The 19753-nt window shown below is 74.0% G+C and carries 18 protein-coding genes; 9 read left to right on the top strand and 9 right to left on the bottom strand.

Features of this window, described 5'->3' with window-relative positions; translation table 11 throughout:
* Positions 1-99: 99 nt before the first annotated feature.
* Together EXE57_RS12605 and EXE57_RS12610 are read left to right on the top strand one after the other, a co-directional pair.
* On the top strand, positions 100-1557 hold the full coding sequence (locus EXE57_RS12605; protein ID WP_135078011.1) for an NAD-dependent succinate-semialdehyde dehydrogenase: 1458 nt from the start codon (positions 100-102) through the stop codon (positions 1555-1557).
* Positions 1557-2540, top strand: a complete 984-nt coding sequence (locus EXE57_RS12610) for a DUF2332 domain-containing protein (protein WP_135078013.1) — start codon at positions 1557-1559, stop codon at positions 2538-2540. Before EXE57_RS12605 ends, EXE57_RS12610 begins: the two co-directional genes overlap by 1 nt.
* A gap of 113 nt (positions 2541-2653) precedes the next feature.
* Here EXE57_RS12610 and EXE57_RS12615 read toward each other — a convergent pair whose 3' ends face one another.
* The 5 genes from EXE57_RS12615 to EXE57_RS12635 all read right to left on the bottom strand — a co-directional run bounded on the left by EXE57_RS12615 (position 2654) and on the right by EXE57_RS12635 (position 7376).
* Positions 2654-3580, bottom strand: coding sequence for a helix-turn-helix domain-containing protein (locus EXE57_RS12615; RefSeq protein ID WP_135078015.1), 927 nt, complete (start codon positions 3578-3580; stop codon positions 2654-2656).
* A 70-nt stretch (positions 3581-3650) separates the two neighbouring features.
* Positions 3651-4199: a TIGR03086 family metal-binding protein gene (locus EXE57_RS12620; protein ID WP_135078017.1), complete on the bottom strand. Its 549-nt coding sequence runs from the start codon at positions 4197-4199 to the stop codon at positions 3651-3653.
* Between the two features lie 7 nt (positions 4200-4206).
* Positions 4207-5190, bottom strand: coding sequence for a sigma-70 family RNA polymerase sigma factor (locus EXE57_RS12625; RefSeq protein WP_135078019.1), 984 nt, complete (start codon positions 5188-5190; stop codon positions 4207-4209).
* Positions 5191-5253: 63 nt separating this feature from the next.
* Positions 5254-6807 carry a glycerol-3-phosphate dehydrogenase/oxidase gene (locus EXE57_RS12630; RefSeq protein WP_135078021.1) on the bottom strand — a complete coding sequence of 518 codons (1554 nt, stop codon included), beginning with the start codon at positions 6805-6807 and terminating at the stop codon, positions 5254-5256.
* Positions 6804-7376 (bottom strand): TetR/AcrR family transcriptional regulator, encoded by a 573-nt coding sequence (locus EXE57_RS12635; protein ID WP_135078023.1) that lies wholly within the window; start codon positions 7374-7376, stop codon positions 6804-6806. The genes EXE57_RS12630 and EXE57_RS12635 overlap by 4 nt, the downstream gene beginning before the upstream one ends.
* A gap of 17 nt (positions 7377-7393) precedes the next feature.
* Between EXE57_RS12635 and EXE57_RS12640 the strand changes: the two genes are divergently transcribed.
* Complete coding sequence (locus tag EXE57_RS12640) at positions 7394-8968, top strand: FAD-binding oxidoreductase (RefSeq protein WP_244246818.1); 1575 nt, start codon at positions 7394-7396, stop codon at positions 8966-8968.
* Complete coding sequence (locus EXE57_RS12645; protein ID WP_135078025.1) at positions 8965-9870, top strand: diacylglycerol/lipid kinase family protein; 906 nt, start codon at positions 8965-8967, stop codon at positions 9868-9870. The genes EXE57_RS12640 and EXE57_RS12645 overlap by 4 nt, the downstream gene beginning before the upstream one ends.
* Before the next feature lie 16 nt (positions 9871-9886).
* On the opposite strand, the gene EXE57_RS12650 is transcribed toward EXE57_RS12645, so the two are convergent.
* Complete coding sequence (locus EXE57_RS12650; protein WP_135078027.1) at positions 9887-10561, bottom strand: pirin family protein; 675 nt, start codon at positions 10559-10561, stop codon at positions 9887-9889.
* Positions 10562-10577: 16 nt separating this feature from the next.
* On the opposite strand from EXE57_RS12650, the gene EXE57_RS12655 reads away from it, so the two are divergent.
* Entirely contained in the window at positions 10578-11927 is a 1350-nt protein-coding gene (locus EXE57_RS12655; protein WP_244246819.1) for a GH1 family beta-glucosidase, read from the top strand.
* Between the two features lie 14 nt (positions 11928-11941).
* On the opposite strand, the gene EXE57_RS12660 is transcribed toward EXE57_RS12655, so the two are convergent.
* The 3 genes from EXE57_RS12660 to EXE57_RS12670 are packed head-to-tail and all read right to left on the bottom strand — an operon-like array spanning position 11942 to position 15643.
* On the bottom strand, positions 11942-13081 hold the full coding sequence (locus tag EXE57_RS12660) for a MalY/PatB family protein (protein WP_135078031.1): 1140 nt from the start codon (positions 13079-13081) through the stop codon (positions 11942-11944).
* Between the two features lie 37 nt (positions 13082-13118).
* The gene (locus EXE57_RS12665; protein WP_135078033.1) at positions 13119-15119 is read right to left on the bottom strand and encodes an NADPH-dependent 2,4-dienoyl-CoA reductase; all 2001 of its coding nucleotides are present in this window, start codon (positions 15117-15119) and stop codon (positions 13119-13121) included.
* Positions 15116-15643, bottom strand: coding sequence for a PadR family transcriptional regulator (locus EXE57_RS12670; RefSeq protein WP_135078035.1), 528 nt, complete (start codon positions 15641-15643; stop codon positions 15116-15118). The genes EXE57_RS12665 and EXE57_RS12670 overlap by 4 nt, the downstream gene beginning before the upstream one ends.
* Before the next feature lie 95 nt (positions 15644-15738).
* Between EXE57_RS12670 and EXE57_RS12675 the strand changes: the two genes are divergently transcribed.
* From EXE57_RS12675 to EXE57_RS12690, 4 genes are all read left to right on the top strand, one after another.
* A complete protein-coding gene (locus tag EXE57_RS12675) occupies positions 15739-16188 on the top strand; it encodes a DUF4396 domain-containing protein (RefSeq protein WP_135078037.1) in 450 nt (149 codons plus the stop codon).
* A gap of 150 nt (positions 16189-16338) precedes the next feature.
* Entirely contained in the window at positions 16339-17493 is a 1155-nt protein-coding gene (locus tag EXE57_RS12680; RefSeq protein WP_135078039.1) for a CaiB/BaiF CoA transferase family protein, read from the top strand.
* A 7-nt stretch (positions 17494-17500) separates the two neighbouring features.
* Positions 17501-18235 (top strand): glutamine amidotransferase, encoded by a 735-nt coding sequence (locus EXE57_RS12685; protein WP_135078041.1) that lies wholly within the window; start codon positions 17501-17503, stop codon positions 18233-18235.
* Positions 18232-19683, top strand: coding sequence for a flavin-containing monooxygenase (locus tag EXE57_RS12690; RefSeq protein WP_135078043.1), 1452 nt, complete (start codon positions 18232-18234; stop codon positions 19681-19683). Before EXE57_RS12685 ends, EXE57_RS12690 begins: the two co-directional genes overlap by 4 nt.
* Positions 19684-19753: the final 70 nt, after the last annotated feature.

The following is a 19753-nucleotide window of genomic DNA, read 5'->3' on the forward strand; positions in this document are numbered from 1 at the left end:
AGAGTGCTCCCTCCGCAACCGACGGCAGCAGAATCCCACGCTGTCGTGCCCGGTGTCACCCCGTATCGCGCAAGTGGACGGGGGTGCGAGGCTGGGATCATGACCGACTTCACCCTGCTGCCGGACGAGCAGCGCAACCTCTACATCGACGGCTCGTGGCGCGAGGCCGACGGCGGCGAGCGGTTCGTGGTCCGGGACCCCGCGGACGACACCGTCCTGACCGACGTGGCCGACGGCTCACCCGGCGACGCGATGGACGCCCTGGACGCGGCGGCGGCCGCGCAGCACGACTGGGCCCGGACCGCACCGCGCGAGCGTGGCGAGATCCTGCGGACGGCGTACGAGCTCATCACGCAGCGCGCCGACCACTTCGCCCAGCTGATCTCGCTGGAGATGGGCAAGACGCTGGCCGAGGCGCGGGGCGAGGTGACCTACGGTGCGGAGTTCTTCCGCTGGTTCAGCGAGGAGGCGGTCCGGATCCACGGCCGCTGGATGCAGGCGCCCGCAGGCGGCAGCCGGCTGCTCACGATCCGCAAGCCGGTCGGGCCGTGCCTGTTCGTGACGCCGTGGAACTTCCCGATCGCGATGGGCACGCGCAAGATCGGCCCTGCGGTCGCGGCCGGCTGCACGATGGTGGTCAAGCCGGCCGAGCTGACGCCGTTGACGATGCTCGCGCTGACCGCGGTGATGGAGGAGGCAGGGCTGCCCCCGGGCGTCCTCAACGTGGTGACCACGAGCGACTCCGCCGGGTTGAGCAAGACGCTCATGGCCGACGACCGGCTGCGCAAGGTGAGCTTCACCGGCTCCACCGCCGTCGGCAAGATCCTGGTCCGCCAGTCCGCCGACGAGCTGCAGCGGGTCTCCATGGAGCTGGGCGGCAACGCGCCGTTCCTGGTCTTCGAGGACGCCGACCTCGACGCGGCCGTCGAGGGCGCCATGGTCGCCAAGATGCGCAACATGGGCGAGGCCTGCACCGCCGCCAACCGCTTCCTGGTCCACGAGAGCATCGCCGACGCCTTCGCGCAGAAGCTCGGCGAGCGGATGGGGGCGCTGACGGTCGGACGCGGCCAGGACGACGGGGTCGACGTCGGCCCGCTCATCAACGCCGACGCCGTCGAGTCCGTCGGGGAGCTGGTCACCGACGCAGTCCACGACGGCGCCACGGTCGTCACGGGCGGGTCCGCCCCCGACGGGCCGGGCCACTTCTACGCCCCGACGGTGCTGCTCGGCGTCCCGGCCGAGGCACGGATCAACGAGGTGGAGATCTTCGGGCCGGTCGCGCCGATCACGACCTTCGCCAGCGAGGACGAGGCGGTGGAGCGGGCCAACGCCAGCGAGTACGGCCTCACGTCCTACGTCTTCACGCGCGACCTCTCGCGCACCATCCGGCTGGCCGAGTCGCTGGACTTCGGCATGGTCGGGGTGAACACCGGACTGGTCTCCAACCCGGCCGCGCCGTTCGGCGGGGTCAAGGCGAGCGGCTTCGGCCGCGAGGGCGGCTTCGAGGGGATCGACGAGTACCTCGAGACGACGTACGTCGCGCTGCCGGCAGGCTGATGGAGCTCTACACCGACGTCGCCTCGCAGTACGCCGACTTCGCGGCGTACGCCGGTGACTCGCCGTGCTTCCAGGCCTGGGCGCTGGCGGTCGCCGAGGACCCGGAGGTGCTGGCGTGGATCGGGGAGCTGCCGCCGCTCAAGCAGCAGCCCAACCTGGTGTTCGCGGCGGCACGCTGGCACGGCGTCCCCGCCCCCGGGCCGTACGCCGGCCTCCGCGAGGCGCTCCTGGCTGACCGGGGGTCGATCCGGGCGACCATCCGCGCGCGGGCCACCCAGACCAACGAGGTGGGCCGGCTGGCCACGCTGGTTCCGGCGCTGTCGCGGCTCGGCGTCGAGGCGGGCCGGCCGCTGGCGCTGCTCGAGGTGGGCGCGAGTGCGGGGCTGTGCCTCTATCCCGACCGGTTCTCCTACGCCTGGGACACCTCGGCCGGTCCGGTCACGGCGGGCGCGGGACCGCTGTTGCGGTGCGAGGTGACCGGCGAGCTGCCGGTCGGGACCGAGCCGCCCAGGGTCGCCTGGCGCGGTGGGATCGACCTGCACCCCCTCGACGTGCGCGACGACGACGCGATGGCGTGGCTGACGAACCTCGTGTGGCCCGAGCAGGACGAGCGCCGCGAGCGGCTGGCGGCGGCGATCGGGATCGCCCGGGCCGACCCGCCCCGCCTCGTGACGGGTGACCTGCTCGAGGAGCTGCCCGAGCTGGTGGGTGAGGCAGCCGAGCTCGGCCCCGTGGTGGTCTTCCACAGCGCGGTCATCGCCTACCTCGAGCCGGACGACCGGGAGCGGTTCGCCGCGCTGATGGCCTCGCTCGTGGCTGCCGGGCGCTGTCACTGGGTGAGCAACGAGGCCCCGCGCGTGCTGCCGGGCGTGACCGCCACCGGACCTGAGGTGCCCGAGGGCCTGGCCACCTTCGTGCTCGGGGTGGACGGCCGGGCGACCGCGTGGACCCATGGCCACGGGGCGTCGATGCGGCTGCTGTGAGCTGCAGGGCCGCGCATTTCCCATGACCTGGCGCCAGGTGCGCACTTCTCACGGTCGGTCGACCATGAGAAGCGACCAGGTCTCCTCGTCTCATGGGAAATGCGCAGCAGACCTCAGACGAGCTTGAGCGACCGCGGCAGCTCGCGCCGGCTGCGGATGCCGAGCTTGCGGTAGGCACGGGAGAGGTGCCACTCGACCGCCTTGACGGTGAGCCCCTCCTGCTCGGCGATCTGCCGGTTGCTGGAGCCGGTGCCGGCCAGCCGCGAGAGGTGGTGCTCGAGGTCGGTGAGGCGGGCGATCGCCTCGCAGCGCAGGGTCGCGGGCTGCTCGCCGAGCCGCTCGAGCAGCCGCCGGACCCGGCCGTGGAGCGGCCACAGGTCCTCGATGTCGGCGTACACCTCGGCCGAGCGGAGCAGGACGACGGCCTCCTGCCGGCCGACCGCCCCGCCCATGAGCGCGAGCAGCCCGGCCAGGTCGGTGTCGATGGTGGCGGCGAGCCGGGCGTGGCCGTCGCCGAGCAGCGTTCGGGCCTCGCGCAGCAGGTCCTCGCGCCGCCCGCCGGCTCCGACGGCGGCGATGGTCCGCAGCGCACCGGCCAGGGCGTACGCCGACCGCTGCCGTGCCGCGAGCACCCGGTGGGCCTGCGCGTGCTGCTGGGCCTCGTCGTGGCGGCCGAGCCGGATCAGGCTGAGGGCGGCGCCGGCGCGCCACGGCAGCTCGACGGGGTCGTCCTCGTCGCCGGTCGCGAGCTCGCCCGCCCGCAGGAAGTGCCCCACGGCGTCGTCGTCGCGGCCGGTCGCGGCCGCCAGCTCCCCGAGGGCGTGGGCCGCCCGGGCCCCGTCCGCACCCTCGACGGCGTCGGCGAGCGCCTCGCCGAGGCCGAGCGCGAGGTCGATCTCACCGCGGGCCAGCCGGCACTCCATCGCCAGCGTCGACGCGGCCACCGAGGGCTCCGGACCGGTCGCGAGCACCGCCAGGGCGTCGGCGATACGACCCGCTCGGACGAGCTCGGACACGGCCGACGTCGGCGTCACCAGCATGGCGCTCAGGGTAGGGACGGACCCGGTCCCACCGAGGGCGAACGGCGAAACCTTCACCTTCGCGGACGGCTCAGCTCCGCCCGAGGAACCCGAGCAGCTGCTCGCTCGCCGTGGCGGACGGTGCGGGCGTGACAGGAGGGGCGAAACGGCACGGTCGGTCCTCCGCGCCCACGAGCAGCCGGGCCAGCGGCAGCAGCACCCGCGCCAGCTCCTCGGGGAGCGGCTCGTCGTGGCCGAGGGCCCGGTGCACGTCCCAGCCGTGCACCGAGATCTCCAGCGCTGCGGCACCCACGAGCAGGTCGGCCGGCAGCGCGGCCCCGCCGACGGCGACGCTCGACGGCGGGTGCTCGCACCACCAGCCCAGCAGCGCGCAGGCCTTGTCGCGGATCGACGCCAGCCGGGGCGCCCCGGTGGTGGGGACCAGCGCCACCGAGCCCGTGGCCGCCTCCGTGAAGGCGTCCAGGGCGTCGTCCATGTGCTCGAGCAGGGCGTCGAGGTCCCAGTCGGCGCAGGGGGTGGGCGCGTCGAGCCGGTCGGGCGTGACCGCGGCGAGCGCGGTCCGCGTGTAGGCCAGGGACCGGTCCAGCAGCTCGACCGCGCCCGCGAGCGCGCTCCTCATCGCCGGGTCAGCGATGGTCGGCGGGCAGCCGCGCGGGCAGTCCGAACCGCTCGAAGAGCGCGGTGCCGTGGAAGGCGCTGACGTGGCGGACCCGCTCGCCGTCGAGCTCGAGCACCTGCAGCTGGAAGGGGACGAAGTCGCCCTCGGCGCTGCGCATGTAGAGGCCGTACGCCGGCTGGCCGTTGGCGTGCGTCGCCAGCATCGGCATGTCGTGGCTGCCGCCGGGGCACTGCTGGGCGATCAGGTCGCCGATGGTGCCGGCGCCGGAGTACCAGCCGGTGAACGGCGGCATCTCCCAGGTGGCCTCGGCCGTGAGCAGGCTGACGATCCGGTCGATGTCCTTGCGCCAGAACGCCTCGACGTAGTCGTCGAGCAGCTCACGCTGGGCGGCGGTCAGGTCGGCCGAGACGCCGTCGGGGGAGAGGTGCTGCTTGTCGAGCTGGGCGTGGGCGCGCTGCAGGGCCGAGTTGACCGCGACGGCGGTGGTGTCGAGCGCCTCGGCCACCTCGGCGGCCGACCAGCGCAGCACGTCGCGCAGGATCAGCACCGCCCGCTGCCGGGCCGGGAGGTGCTGGAGCGCCGCGACGAAGGCCAGTCGGATCGAGTCCTTCTCCTCGACCTGCACGGCCGCGTCGGGGATCGGCTCCAGCCAGGGGATCTCCGGCTGCGCGTCGAGCGCGTCCTGGGCCCCCACGTCGGGGGCGCCGAGCCCGGTGGGCAGGGGACGTCGGGGCCGTCCCTCGAGGTTGGTCAGGCAGACGTTGGTGGCGATCCGGTAGAGCCAGGTCCGCACGCTCGAGCGACCCTGGAAGTCGGCACTCGCCCGCCAGGCGCGCAGGAACGTCTCCTGGACCAGGTCCTCGGCCTCGTGGACCGACCCGCTCATGCGGTAGCAGTGGGCGAGCAGCTCGCGTTCGTAGCGCGCGGTGAGCGCGTCGAAGTCCTGCAGCTCGCTGGTCGTCTGGTCCGCGGTCAACGTGGCCGTCCTCATGTGGCTGGCTCCTCCGGCTCGGTCAGTGTGCCAAGAGAGGTGGACCCGCGTCGACGGGAGAACTCATCGGTGTCCGGAAATCGGGGTGCTCCCGGCAGCCAGGGCGAGTGCCCGCTCGGCCGCGGGCACCGCCGACGCGCGGTCCTCCGGGACCAGTCCCACCCGGGTCCGGCGGTCGAGCAGGTCGTCGACGTCGACCGCACCCTCGTGGGTGGCGCCGAAGACCAGCTCGGCCAGCGTGACGTGGACGCCGGCGGCGACGGGGGCCAGCAGCTCCCCGTCCGGCAGCCGCGTGACCGCGCGCGCGACCTCGACGACCGCCGGCGCCTCAGTGCCGAACCGGCGCACGAGCCGGGAGGGTGCCTCGACCCGGGCCAGCTCCGTGCGCGGGGCGGCTCCGGTCAGCGGCAGCGCGCGGGTTCGGCAGGGCCCGGCGTCCAGCCGCCGCTCGGCCACCAGCCGGTCGACCGCGTCCTCGGCCATCCGGCGGTAGGTGGTCAGCTTGCCCCCGACCACGCTCACCACGCCGGTCGCCGAGGTGACCACGGCGTGACGGCGCGACAGGTCGGCCGTCGCCCGGTCACCGGCGTCGAGCAGCGGGCGGAGGCCGGCGTACGCCCCGACGACGTGGTCGCGCCGAAGGTCGTGGTCGAAGGCTGCCGAGACCACGTCGAGGAGGAAGCCGATCTCCGGCTCGGTCGGCTGCGGCACGTCCGGCACCGGCCCGTCGACGGGCTCGTCGGTGAGGCCGACGTAGACCGTGTCGTCCGGCTGCGGCAGCACCAGGACGAACCGGCTGGACGACCCCGGGACCGGGGCCGTGACGGCGGTCCGCAGCGCCGGAAACGCCCCCGCGCGGAGCACCGCGTGGGTGCCGCGGCTGGGTCGCAGCACCAGGCCGTCGACCAGGTCGCCGGCCCACACCCCGGTCGCGTTGACGACCCCGCGGGCGCCGACCCGGATCACCTCCCCGGTGAGCCCGTCGCGCAGGGTGACGCTCGTCCCGTCGGTGGCGACGACCCGCGCGCGGGTGCGGACCTCCGCCCCGTGGGCCGCGGCGGTCCGCGCGATCGCCGTCACCAGCCGGGCGTCGTCCTCGAGCTGGCCGTCCCACGAGAGCAGGCCGCCGCGCAGCCCGGCGCGCCGCAGTCCGGGGGCCAGGGCGAGCGCCTCGGTGGCCGACACCCGGCGCGGGCGCGGCAGCGTCTCGCGGGACGTGCGTGCGCCCCGCCGCAGCAGGTCGCCGGCGACGAAGCCGCCCCGGGCGAGCGCGGCCTGCGCCGGGGACACCCCGGAGGTCAGCGGCATCAGCATCGGCAGCGGCCGGGTGAGGTGGGGCGCGGTCGTCTCCATCAGCACGCCCCGCTCGACGGCGGACTCGTGGGCGACGCCGACCTGCCCGTGGGCGAGGTAGCGCAGCCCGCCGTGGACCAGCTTGGAGGACCAGCGGGAGGTGCCGAAGGCCAGGTCGTGGGCGTCGACCGCCAGCACGCGCAGCCCACGGCTCGCCGCGTCGAGGGCGGCCCCGGCGCCGGTCACGCCCAGGCCGACCACCACCACGTCGTACGACGGGGCGAGGTCGGCCGTGCCGTGACCGATCCGGGGCGCCGCGATCACGGGGCCAGCGCCCGGGTCAGCAGCGTGGCGAGCTGGTCGTCGAGGTCGTCGAGGGAGACCCGGTCGTCCACCATCGTCTGCGCGCTCAGGACGAAGCCGTGCGTGGCCAGCACCAGTGCCCGCGCGATCGTGACCGGGTCTCCCTCGCGGACCTCGCCCGCCGCCTGGCCGTCCGCCACCTCCTCGGCGAGCAGGCCGACGACCAGCTCCTGCGAGCGTCCCCGCCGCGCCAGCAGGTAGGGCAGCAGCAGCTCGGGGTCGAGCTCGACGATGCGGACGAACAGCTCGTTCTCGCGCAGCGCCCTGACCGTCGCCACCACCGCGGCCACCGGACCGGCCGGCTGACGCCCCGCCACGAGACCGGTCCACTCCCGGGTCATCAGGTCGCCGAGCAGGGTCGGCATGTCCGGCCAGGCGCGATAGATCGTCATCCTGCTCACGCCCGACCGCCGGGCCACCTCGGTGAGGGTGGTGCGCCGCCAGCCGACGTCGAGGATGCAGGCACGGGCGGCGTCGAGGTAGGCGTCGCGCGGGTCACGCTCGGCACGGATGTTACGAACTGACGTCATGTGTCACACTGTAACGCATGATCCCCGAGATGGACCCCGAGCGCTGGGGCGACCCGGCCGCTGCCGCCCCGCTGACCCCGACGGCCCGGGAGCTGGTCGAGCTCGCCTTCGGGCCGGCTGCCACCACCGAGCCGGCGCCCGGCCCCGAGCAGCTGCCGGCGACCCGGCTCGACGACGCCGTGCTCGACGGGCTGCGCGCGGTGGTGGGTCGCGAGCACGTGCTCACCGACGACGAGGTGCGTCGACGGCGTACGCGTGGCAAGTCGACGCCCGACCTGCTCCGCAACCGGTCCGGGGACTTCGCCGATGCCCCCGACGCCGTGGTCCGGCCCGGAGACCACGCGGAGGTCGCGGCGGTCGTGGCGTACGCGGCGGAGCACCGGATCGCCGTGGTCCCGTTCGGTGGCGGCACCTGCGTCACCGGTGGCCTCGCCGCCCGGCGCGACGGCTTCGCCGGCCTGGTCTCCCTGGACCTGGTCCGGATGAAGCGGCTGCTGGACGTCGACCCGGTCTCGATGACCGCGACCCTCGAGCCCGGCCTGCGCGGCCCCGAGGCCGAGGCGCTGCTGGCCGAGCACGGGCTGACGCTCGGGCACTTCCCGCAGTCCTTCGAGTTCGCCACGATCGGTGGCTTCGCCGCCACGCGGTCGAGCGGCCAGGCGAGCGCCGGGAACGGGAGGTTCGACGCGATGGTCGTCGGGCTCACCGCCGCGACCCCCTCGGGCGACCTGCGCCTCGGCACCGCCCCGGCCAGTGCGGCCGGACCCGACCTGCGCCAGCTGCTGCTGGGCTCGGAGGGCACGCTGGGCGTGATCACCGCCGTGACGGTGCGGGTGCGCCCGGTGCCCGAGACCACCGTCCACGAGGGCTGGCGGTGGCCGTCCTTCACGGCGGGCGTGACCGCGCTGCGCACCCTCGCGCAGGCGGGACTGCTGCCCACGGTGCTGCGCCTCTCGGACGAGAACGAGACGGCCGTCAACCTCGCCGACCCCGACGCGATCGGCGGCTCCGGCGGCCAGGGCGGCTGCCTGATGATCACCGGCTACGAGGGGACCCCGACGGCGGTCACCGCCCGGCGGGACGCGGTCACGGCCGTGCTGTCCGGGCTGGGCGGGACCGGCCTCGGCGAGCAGCCGGGGGTGGCCTGGGAGCGCGGGCGCTTCGGGGCGCCGTACCTCCGCGACGCGCTGCTCGACGCCGGGGTGCTGGTCGAGACGCTCGAGACCGCGACGTTCTGGTCCCGTCTCGACGCGGTGTACGACGGCGTGCGCGCGGCGCTCGACGCCACGCTCGACGGCCCGATGGTGCTCTGCCACGTCTCGCACGTCTACGAGACCGGCGCCTCGCTCTACCTCACCGTGGCAGCGAAGCAGGGCGACGACCCGGTCGCGCAGTGGCAGGTCGCCAAGACCGCGGCCTCCGACGCGATCGTGGCCGCCGGCGCCACGATCACCCACCACCACGCGGTCGGCACCGACCACCTGCCCTGGTACGCGGAGGAGATCGGTCCGGTCGGGGTGCAGCTGTTGCGGGCGGTCAAGCGGTCGGTCGACCCGGTCGGCGTGATGAACCCGGGTGTCCTGGTCCCGTGACGGAACCCCCCAGGCGCTTCTCCCTCCTCGTCAACCCTGCCTCGGGCGGGGGCGCCGCCGCCGGTGCCGTGGTCCCGGTGGCGCGGCTGCTCCGCGACGCGGGCGCCCGGGTCGAGGTGAGCTACTCTCCCGGACCGGCGGCGATCCGTGACCTCGTCGACGCCGCCCTCGGCCGGGGCGACACGGTCGTCAGCGTCGGTGGCGACGGGATGCTCTCGGCCGTCGCCGGGCCGGTCGCCCGGGCCGGCGGGGTGCTCGGGGTGCTGCCCGCGGGCCGGGGCAACGACTTCGCGCGGATGCTCGGCCTCCCGGCGTCGCCGGCGGAGCAGGCTGCCCTGCTGCTGGCCGGTCGGACCCGTCGCGTCGACCTGCTGGCGTACGGCGACCACGTCGTCGCCGGATCGGTGTACGCCGGCGTCGACGCCCGGGCCGCGGAGCTGGTCGGCCGCGCCCACCGGCTGCCTTCGGCGCTGCACTACCCCGTTGCGGCGGTCCGCGCCCTCGCCGGCCACCGGGCCGGCCGCTACCGGCTGGCGGTCGACGGGCTCGAGCAGGAGGTCACGGCGGCGACCGTGGTGGTCGCGAACTCGGCGTACTACGGCTCGGGCATGCGGATCGCCCCCTCCGCCTCGGTCGGCGACGGGCTGCTCGACGTCGTCGTGGTCGGTGCCGCCTCGCGGCTCGCCCTGGTCCGGGCGCTACCGAGCGTCTACGACGGCCGTCACGTCGAGCGTGACGAGGTGCAGGTCCTCACCGGCACCAGGGTCGAGCTGCGTGGTCGCGGTCGCGAGCCGATCCCAGTGGGCGGCGACGGCGAGCCGCTCGGCGTGCTGCCCGGGCTGACCGAGGAGCCCGCCGTGGTCGAGCTGCTCCCCGGTGCGCTGACGGTGCTGCTGCCCTGACCCGACGCGCAGGACGTCACACAGTGGCGTGGAAGGTCCAGACCAGCAGCTCGGCGTCCTCGGCGGCCGTCAGCGTCGGGCCCGGTTCGGCGGTCAGCCGCAGCGCGTCCCCGGCGTCGAGGGCCCCGTCGTCGCCGAGCAACCGGCCGGTCACGACGAAGGCATGGAGGAGGGGCGCCTGCGGGAGGGTGACCGCGTCCCCCTCGCGCAGCCGGCCCGCGGCCAGCGTCGCGCCCGCCACCCCCACGGGCAGGGCGCTGCCCTCGCCCGCGACCGGTGTGAGGGCGCCGTCGACGTACGACACCTCGGCGACCTCGCGGGAGGGGGTGCCACCGACCGCGTCCGGGCGCAGCCAGGCCTGCACGAAGCGGACCGCCTCACCGCCCGCGACCTCGCTGTGCACCACGCCCGACCCGGCTGACTGGACCGCGACCTGACCGGCGCGCAGCACCGAGGTGCCGTCGTGGACCAGCTCGCCACTCACCACCCAGGTGACGATCTCCAGGTCGGTGTGCCGGTGGTCGGGAAAGCCCGCGCCGGGCTCCAGCCGGTGCTCGTCGTGGCAGACGAGGGGGCCGTGGGCGAGGTTCGCGGGGTCGTAGTGGGGGCCGAAGGAGAACGAGTGGAACGTCTCCCGACCCGCCTCCCGGCTGACCAATCGTCGAGTTCCGCGACGCAGCTCGGTGCTCATGGACAAAGATGATCCCGTGTTCCCGCAATTCCCCGCCGGCTTCCGTTTCGGGACCAGCACGGCCGCCTACCAGATCGAGGGCGCCGCGACCGAGGACGGCAAGGGACCCAGCATCTGGGACACCTTCAGCCACCAGCCGGGCCGGATCGCCAACGGTGACACCGGTGACGTGGCCTGCGACCACTACCACCGGTGGCCCGAGGACGTCGCGCTGATGAAGGAGCTGGGGGCGGAGGGCTACCGCTTCTCGATCTCCTGGCCACGCGTGCTGCCGACGGGCAAGGGCGAGGTCAACCGGGCCGGGCTCGACTTCTACGACCGGCTCGTCGACTCGCTGCTCGAGGCGGGCGTGAAGCCGATGGTGACGCTCTACCACTGGGACCTGCCGCAGGCGCTGCAGGAGGACGGTGGCTGGCTCAACCGCGACACGATCGAGCACTTCGCGTCGTACGCCGACATCGTCGGTCGCCGGCTGGCCGACCGCGTCGAGCACTGGATCCCCGTCAACGAGCCCAACGTCGTGACCATGCTCGGCCACGCGATCGGCACCCACGCCCCGGGCCGGGCGCTGCTCTTCGACGCGCTCTGGGTCGCCCACCACCTGCTGGTGGGCCACGGCCGGGCCGCGATCGCCCTCCGCGAGGCGGGTGCGACCAGCGTCGGCTGCGCCAACAACCATGCGCCCATCTGGCCGGCCAGCGACAGCGACGCCGACGTCGGCGCCGCCAAGCTCTTCGACGCGCTCTGGAACGGCACCTTCATCGAGGCGATGCTGCTCGGCCGCTACCCCGCCGACCTCGCGCCGATCCTGGAGGACCTGGTCGAGCCGGGCGACATGGCGACGATCCGGCAGCCGCTCGACTTCTACGGCGTCAACTACTACAACCCGTTGAAGGTGGCGGCGGCTCCCGAGGACGCGGCGATGCCGTTCGAGATGCTGGACCTGCTGGGCTACCCGACCACGGACTTCGGCTGGCCGATCGTGCCGACCGCGCTGCGGGAGTGGCTGATCATGTTCCGCGCGCGCTACCGCGCCGCGCTGCCGCCGATCATGATCACCGAGGCCGGCTGCTCCTACGACGACGGCCCGGACGCCGACGGCGTCGTGGACGACCAGCGTCGGATCGACTACCTCGACGCGCACCTGCGGGCGGTCGCCACGGCCATCGAGCGCGGTGTCGACGTCCGCGGCTTCTACACCTGGTCGCTGATGGACAACTTCGAGTGGGCGGAGGGCTTCAAGCAGCGCTTCGGCCTGGTCCACGTCGACTACGACACCCAGGTGCGGACACCCAAGAAGTCCTTCCGCTGGTACGCCGACATGATCGCCGCCCAGCCCTCCGCCAACGCGCCGGCCGAGGGCTGACGTCCCGCGACGCCTCAGGCCAGCGCGAGCGCCAGCCGTCGGACGATCTCGGTCAGCCGCTCGGGCGAGGTGGCGACGTTGACCCGGACGTGGCCCTCGAGGCCGTGCTGGAAGCGGCCGCCGCCCTCGACGCGCACCCGGCCCCGCGCCAGGGCGACCGCGGCGGGGTCGGCGTGGCCGTACGCCCGCAGGTCGATCCAGGCGAGGAACGTCGACTGCAGCGGCCGCATCCGGGCCGCCGGCAGGTGCTCGGCCAGCAGCCGCGCCAGCAGCGACCGCTGCTGGTCGAGCCGCTCCACGAGCGAGGCGAGCCAGGCGTCGCCCTCGCGGTAGGCGGCCACCGCGGCGATCTCGCCCAGCGGTGACCACGAGTCGTTCCGTGCCAGGGGCTCGGCCAGCAGCCGGTCGCGCGTGGCCAGGTCCGCGGTGACGATCTGCGCGCAGCGCAGGCCGGGGGTGTTGAACGCCTTGCTCGCGGCGAGGACCGCGACCGCGTGGTCGGCGGTCCCGTCGAGGGAGTGGTAGGGCACGTGCTCGGCCCCCGGCAGCACCAGCGGCGCGTGGATCTCGTCGCTGACCACCCGGGCGCCGTGGCGGACGACGACGTCGCGGAGCGCCTCCAGCTGGGCCCGGGTGTGGACGTGGCCCAGCGGGTTGTGCGGCTGGGTGAGCAGCAGCGTGCGTGCGCCCCGGGCGAAGAGGTCGTCGAGCCGGTCGAGGTCGGGCATCGCCGAGTCCGCTCCCGGGTCGACGGGCAGTTCCCAGGTCTCGCGGCCCGACAGGCCGGCGACATCGAGCTGGGGGTGGTACGCCGGCGTCGGCAGCACGACCGGTCCCGGGTCGCTGAGCACCTCGAGCGCGATCCGCACCCCCGCGGTCACGTCCACGGTCGGGAGCACCTGCGCGGGATCGACCTTCTGCCCGTACTGCCGCAGCGCGAAGCCGGCGTACGCCTCGCCGAGCGGGCCGTCGACCGCGTCCGGCGGATAGCCGGTCACCCCGTCGAGGACCGCCTGCTGCAGGGCCTCGGCCACCGGTGGCGCCAGGGCGTAGTCCATCTCGGCCACCCAGGCCGGCAGCACGTCGGGCTCGACCGAGCCCCACTTGAGCACCAGCGCGCGGCGGGCTTCCTCGTCGGTCAGGTCCCGGATCATGTCGACCACGCTAACCGGCCGGTCCCACCGCGCCACCTCAGAGCGCCGCTGCCACCTCGGTGCCCTGGGCGATCGCCCGCTTGGCGTCGAGCTCGGCGGCCACGTCGGCACCGCCCACGAGGTGGGAGGAGACCCCGGCGGCGAGCAGCTCGTCGTGGAGGGAGCGCACCGACTCCTGTCCGGCACAGACGACGACGTGGTCGACCTCGATCAGGCGGGGGGCGCCGTCGACGGTCACGTGGAGCCCGGCGTCGTCGACCCGGTCGTAGCTCGCTCCGCTCACCTGGACGATCCCCGCCTGTCGCAGCACCGCGCGGTGCGCCCAGCCCGAGGTCTTGCCGAGGCCGACCCCGATCGGCGTGGTCTTCCGCTGCACCAGGGTCACCTCGCGGACCGGGGTGCGCGGCTTGGGCTCGGTCAGCCCGCCGGGGTGCAGGGCCGGGTCGCCGACGCCCCAGTGCGCGAGCCAGTCCTCCACCGTGTCCGCCGGGTCGTGGGTCAGCCAGTGGGACACGTCGACGCCGATGCCGCCGGCCCCGATCACGGCGACCCGACGGCCGGGCACCACGCGGCCCGAGAGCACGTCGGCGTACGACACGACGGAGGGGTGGTCGATCCCGGGGATGTCCGGGATCCGAGGCTCGACGCCGGTGGCCACGACGACCTCGTCGTACGCGGCCAGGTCGTCGACGCCGGCCCGGGTGGAGAGCCGTACGTCGACCCCGAGCACCTCCAGCCGCCGCGCGTAGTAGCGCAGCGTGTCGGCGAAGTCCTCCTTCCCCGGGACCGCCATGGCGAGCCGGAACTGGCCGCCCAGCTCGGGGCCGGTCTCGAAGAGGGTGACCGGGAAGCCGCGCTCGGCGGCGGACACGGCTGTCGCGAGACCGGCCGGACCGGCCCCCACGACGGCCACCGAGGCGCGGCGCCGGGTGGGGGCGAGGACGAGCGTCGTCTCGTGGCAGGCCCGCGGGTTGACCAGGCAGGAGGCGGTCCGGTTGGCGAAGGTGTGGTCGAGGCAGGCCTGGTTGCAGGCGATGCAGGTGTTGATCTCGTCGGCCCGCCCCTCGGCCGCCTTGCGCACGAAGTCGGGGTCCGCGAGGAACGGGCGGGCCATCGACACCAGGTCGGCCGAGCCGTCGGCGAGCAGCTGCTCGGCCAGCTCGGGGGTGTTGATCCGGTTGGAGGCGATGACCGGGACGTCGACCACCTCGCGGAGCTTCGCCGTCTGCGGTGCCCAGACGCCGCGCGGCACCTGGGTGATGATCGTCGGCACCCGTGCCTCGTGCCAGCCGATGCCGGTGTTGAACGCCGTCACGCCGGCCTCCTGCAGCCGCTGCGCGAGCTCCACGACCTCGTCCCACGTCTGGCCGCCCTCGACCAGGTCGAGCAGGGAGATCCGGTAGACCACCGGGAAGTCGCCCACCAGCTCGCGGACCCGCTCCACGACCCTGACGGGGAACCGCATCCGGGCCGACGCCGACCCGCCCCACTCGTCGGTGCGGTCGTTGGTCCGCGCGGCCAGGAACTGGTTGATGAGGTAGCCCTCGGAACCCATGATCTCGACGGCGTCGTACCCGGCCTTGCGGGCCAGGACGACCGAGCGGGCGAAGTCGTCGACCGTGCGGTGGACCGCGCGGGTCGAGAGCGCCTTCGGGGTGAAGGGCGTGATCGGCGACTTCATGGCGGAGGCGCCGACGCCGAAGGGGTGGTAGGCGTACCGCCCGGCGTGGAGCAGCTGCAGCGCGATCGCGCCACCGGCCTCGTGCACCGCGTCGGTGACCTGACGGTGCCGCATCGCCTGCAGGCGGGTGGTCATCTCGCCGGCGAACGGCTTGAGCCACGCGCGCTTGTTGACGGCGTACCCGCCGGTGATGATCAGGCCGGCGCCGCCGCGGGCGCGCTCGGCGAAGTACGCCGTCAGCCTGGGCACGTCCCACGGCTTGTCCTCGAGCCCGGTGTGCATCGAGCCCATCACCACGCGGTTGCGCAGCTCGAGGTCGCCCAGCCGGATCGGGCTCAGCAGGTTCTCGTACGTCACGTCGCCTCCAGGTACTCGGTGAGCCAGCCGACCCAGAACTCCTCGAGCCGGACCCCGCCGCGGAGCACCAGCCAGCGGTCGAGGTCGGCGCCGGCGAGCCGGTCGGGGTGGGGGTACTGCTGTCGCGCCATCTGCTCGTACGCCGCCAGTCTCGCCCCGTGCTCGGCGAGGTGCCGCTCGACCTGCGCGCGGACCGCAGCCCGGTCGCCGTACGACGCCCCGCGGAGCCGGACGGCCAGCTCGCTGCGCAACGGCTCGACGTCGCTGTCCGCGGCCAGCCAGTCGGCCAGGGCTTGCCTGCCGGCGGCCGAGACGGCGTACTCCTTCTTGTCGGGCCGGCCGCTCTGGGTGACAGCCCGGGCGGTCAGCCAGCCGTCGCCCTCCATCCGGGCGAGCACGCGGTAGATCTGCTGGTGCGTGGCGTGCCAGAAGAACCCGATGGAGCGGTCGAAGCGGCGCGCCAGCTCCAGCCCGGACGCGGGGTGCTCGCGCAGGGCGACGAGGAGGGCGTGCTCCAGGGCCACGGGCGGGACTCTGCCCGACCTATGCAACGAGTTGCAACCATCCGTGGTCCGGATCACTTGACCACATACCCCTAGGGGGTATATGTTGCTGAGTCATGGACACCTGGCGCACGGCAATCTCCGCGACACTGCACTGCCTCACCGGCTGTGCCATCGGCGAGGTGCTCGGCATGGTGCTGGCGACGTGGTGGGGCTGGGGTGACCTGGCGAGCATCGCGCTGGCGGTGGGGCTCGCCTTCTTCTTCGGCTACCTGCTCACGTTCGTCGGCGTCCGCCGCGCGGGCCTGGACGTGCGCACCGCCGTCCGCACCGCGCTGGCGGCCGACACCGTCTCGATCCTGGTGATGGAGATCGTCGACAACGCGATCCTGCTGGTGGTCCCGGGTGCCATGGCCGCAGGCCTGGCCAGCGGCCTCTTCTGGGGCGCCCTGGCCGTGGCCCTCGCGGTCGCCTTCGTCGTCACCGTCCCGGTCAACAAGTGGATGATCGGCCGCGGCAAGGGCCACGCGGTGGTCCACGAGATGCACCACGCCGGCCACCACTGAGCTGGTCGGGGTTTCTCGCATTTCCCATGAGATGCAGGGGTCTGGTCACTGCTCACGCACGATCAGCCATGAGGAGCGAGCCCCCACCCACATCTCATGGGAAATGCGCGGCGCCCCACCACCACCCGGGCGGTCTGTGAGGATCGCCCCATGAGCTACGCACTCGGACAGGGGACCGGCCCGCTGCGCGGGGTGAAGGTCGTCGAGATCGCGGGGATCGGTCCCGGGCCGCACGCCTGCATGCTGCTGGCCGACCTCGGTGCCGACGTGATCCGCGTGGAGCGCCCGGGCGGCGGGTTCCTGAGCATGGGCCGGTACGACGTGACGGCGCGCAGCCGTCCGAGCGTGGCGCTGGACCTCAAGCAGCCTGACGCCGTCCGGACCGTCCTGGACCTCGTGGCCGCCGCCGACGTGCTGGTCGAGGGGATGCGTCCCGGCTCGGCCGAACGTCTCGGCATCGGCCCCGAGGACTGCTGGGCGCGCAACGAGCGGCTCGTCTACGGGCGGATGACCGGGTGGGGGCAGGACGGTCCGTGGGCGCGGTCCGCGGGCCACGACCTCAACTACCTCTCGATCACCGGCGCCCTCGCCGCCGCCGGTCAGGACCCCGCCCGGCCCCACTTCCCGGGCAACCTGCTCGGCGACTTCGGCGGCGGCTCGACGTACCTCGTCATCGGCGTCCTCGCAGCCCTGCTCGAGGCCCGCACCAGCGGCCGGGGCCAGGTCGTCGACGCCGCGATCGTCGACGGCGTCGCCAGCCTCAACGCGACCGGCAGCACGTTCGCGGCGCTGGGGCTCCAGCCCGAGACCCGGGCCAGCGGCCCGCTCGACGGCGGGTCCCCCTCCTACGACCTCTACGAGACCGCCGACGGTCGCCACGTCAGCGTCGGCCCGCTCGAGCCGCAGTTCTACGCCGAGATGATCCGGCTGCTCGGCCTCGAGGGAAGTGCGCCCGACCGCGACGACCCCGCCAACCACGCCCAGCTCCGCCAGCTCCTCACCGAGACCTTCCGCCAGCGGACCCAGGCCGAGTGGGCCGCGGTGTTCGACGCCACCGACGCCTGCGTGGCGCCCGTGCTGTGGCTCAGCGAGGCGGTCACCCACCCGCACCTCGCTGCCCGGGGAACCTTCGTCGAGGTCGACGGCACCACCCAGCCCGCACCCGCGCCCCGCTTCAGCCGGACCCCGGCTGCGGTCTCGATGGCGCCCGACGCCCCCGGGGCCCACACCCGCGAGGCGCTGGTTGCGTGGGGGATCGACGACGTGGACGCGCTGCTCGCCTCGGGCACCGCGGTGCAGGCGTGAGCCGGCCGTGAGGCCCTTCCTGTTCCTCGGGACCCGCGCCGAGGACGAGGCCGCCGACAGCGAGTACGCCGCCATCCTGCGCTGCACCGGCCTGGCCGAGACCGACGTACGCCGGGTGCGGCTCGAGCGCGAGGCGCTCGGTCCGGTCGTGCTCGACGACTGGTCCGGGATCCTGCTGGGCGGCGGCCCCTTCAACGTGAGCGACCCGGCCGAGGAGAAGTCCGCCGTCCAGCGGCGGGCCGAGGCCGAGCTGGCCCGGCTGGCGGAGCAGGTCGTCGACGCCGACTTTCCCTTCCTCGGCGCCTGCTACGGCATCGGGGTGCTGGGCGGGATCAGGGGCGGACTGGTGGACCGCACCCACGGCGAGCCGATCGGCTGCGTCGAGGTGACGCTGTCGGACGAGGGCCGGGCCGACCCGCTGCTCGTCGACCTCCCCGAGCGCTTCGACGTGTTCCTCGGCCACAAGGAGGCGGTCCGCCGGCTGCCCGAGGGCGCGGTCCTGCTCGCGTCGTCGACCACCTGTCCGGTGCAGGCCTTCCGGCTCGGTGAGCACGTCTACGCCACGCAGTTCCACCCCGAGCTCGACGTCGAGGGACTGGTGCTGCGCATCGACACGTACCGCGAGTACGGGTACTTTCCACCAGCACAGGCCCAGGCCTTCATCGACATGGCGCGGCGCAGCGTCGTGACCGAGCCGCCCCGGATGCTGGCCACCTTCGTCGAGAGGTACGCGAGACCATGACCCCACCCCCCGAGCACGTCGACGTCCTCGTCATGGGAGCGGGCCTCTCCGGCATCGGAGCCGCGGCGCGGCTCGCCCAGGAGCACCCGCAGCGCAGCTACGCCGTGCTCGAGGCGCGCGAGGTCAGCGGCGGCACCTGGGACCTGTTCCGCTACCCCGGCATCCGGTCCGACTCCGACATGTTCACGATGGGCTACCGGTTCCGGCCCTGGCGCAGCGACCGGGCGCTGGCCGACGGCCCCTCGATCCTCGCCTACGTCCGCGACACCGCGACGGCCTACGGCGTCGACCGCCACATCCGCTACCAGCACCGCGTCACGGCCGCCGCCTGGGACTCCGCCTCCGCGCGTTGGACCGTCACCGCGACGACTCCCGACGGCGAGGTGCGGCTGACGGCCGGGTTCCTGTGGGCCTGCAGCGGCTACTACGACTACGACGAGCCCTACCGTCCCGAGCTCCCCGGCCTCGAGCAGTACGCCGGGACGGTGGTCCACCCGCAGCACTGGCCCGAGGACCTCGACACGACCGGCAAGCGGGTGGTGGTCATCGGCAGCGGGGCGACGGCGATGACGCTGGTGCCCTCGCTCGCCGACGCCGGGGCCGGGCAGGTGACGATGCTGCAGCGGTCGCCGACGTACGTCCTGGCGCTGCCGGGTGTGGACCCGGTGGCGCGGGTGCTGCGTCGCTGGCTGCCGGAGCGGCTGTCCTACTGGGCGACCCGGTGGAAGAACATCGGGGTCGCGGTCGCCAGCTTCCAGGTCAGCCGACGATGGCCGCGGTTCGCGCGGAAGGTGATCCGGAAGGCGGCGGCCCGCCAGCTGCCCGAGGACTTCCCGGTCGACGTCCACTTCCGGCCGACGTACGACCCGTGGGACCAGCGGCTGTGCCTGGTGCCCGACGGCGACCTCTTCCGCACCATCCGCGAGGGCCGGGTCGACGTCGTCACCGACACCATCGAGACGTTCGTCGAGAAGGGGGTGCGCGTCAGCTCGGGCGACGAGCTGCTCGCCGACGTGGTCGTGACCGCCACCGGCTTCAACCTCAAGATCATGGGCGGGGCCGAGCTCTCGGTGGACGGCGAGCCCGTCGACCTGCGGGAGAAGATGGCCTACCGGGCGCTGATGTTCGGTGGGGTCCCCAACTTCGCCTTCACGATCGGCTACACCAACGCGTCGTGGACGCTCAAGGCCGACCTGGTCGCCGACTACGTCTGCCGGCTGCTGGCCCACCTGGACGCGACCGGCCACTCCGTCGCCGTACCGGTGCCGGACCCGAGCGTCACCGAGGCCCCGTTCATGGACTTCACGCCCGGCTACGTCCAGCGCTCCATGGAGCGGCTGCCCAAGCAGGGCGACCGCGAGCCGTGGCGGCTGCGCCAGAACTACTTCCACGACGTGCGGTCGATCCGGCGCTCGCCGATCGACGACGGGGTGCTCCGCTTCCACTGACCTGGGGAGCCGCCCCGGCGTGCCCGAGGTCACGCGGCGTCGATGCGCGGGCAGCAGCCCGGCTGCCCTA

Origin of the sequence: Nocardioides euryhalodurans, assembly GCF_004564375.1 — a bacterium.
Classification (GTDB): domain Bacteria; phylum Actinomycetota; class Actinomycetes; order Propionibacteriales; family Nocardioidaceae; genus Nocardioides; species Nocardioides euryhalodurans.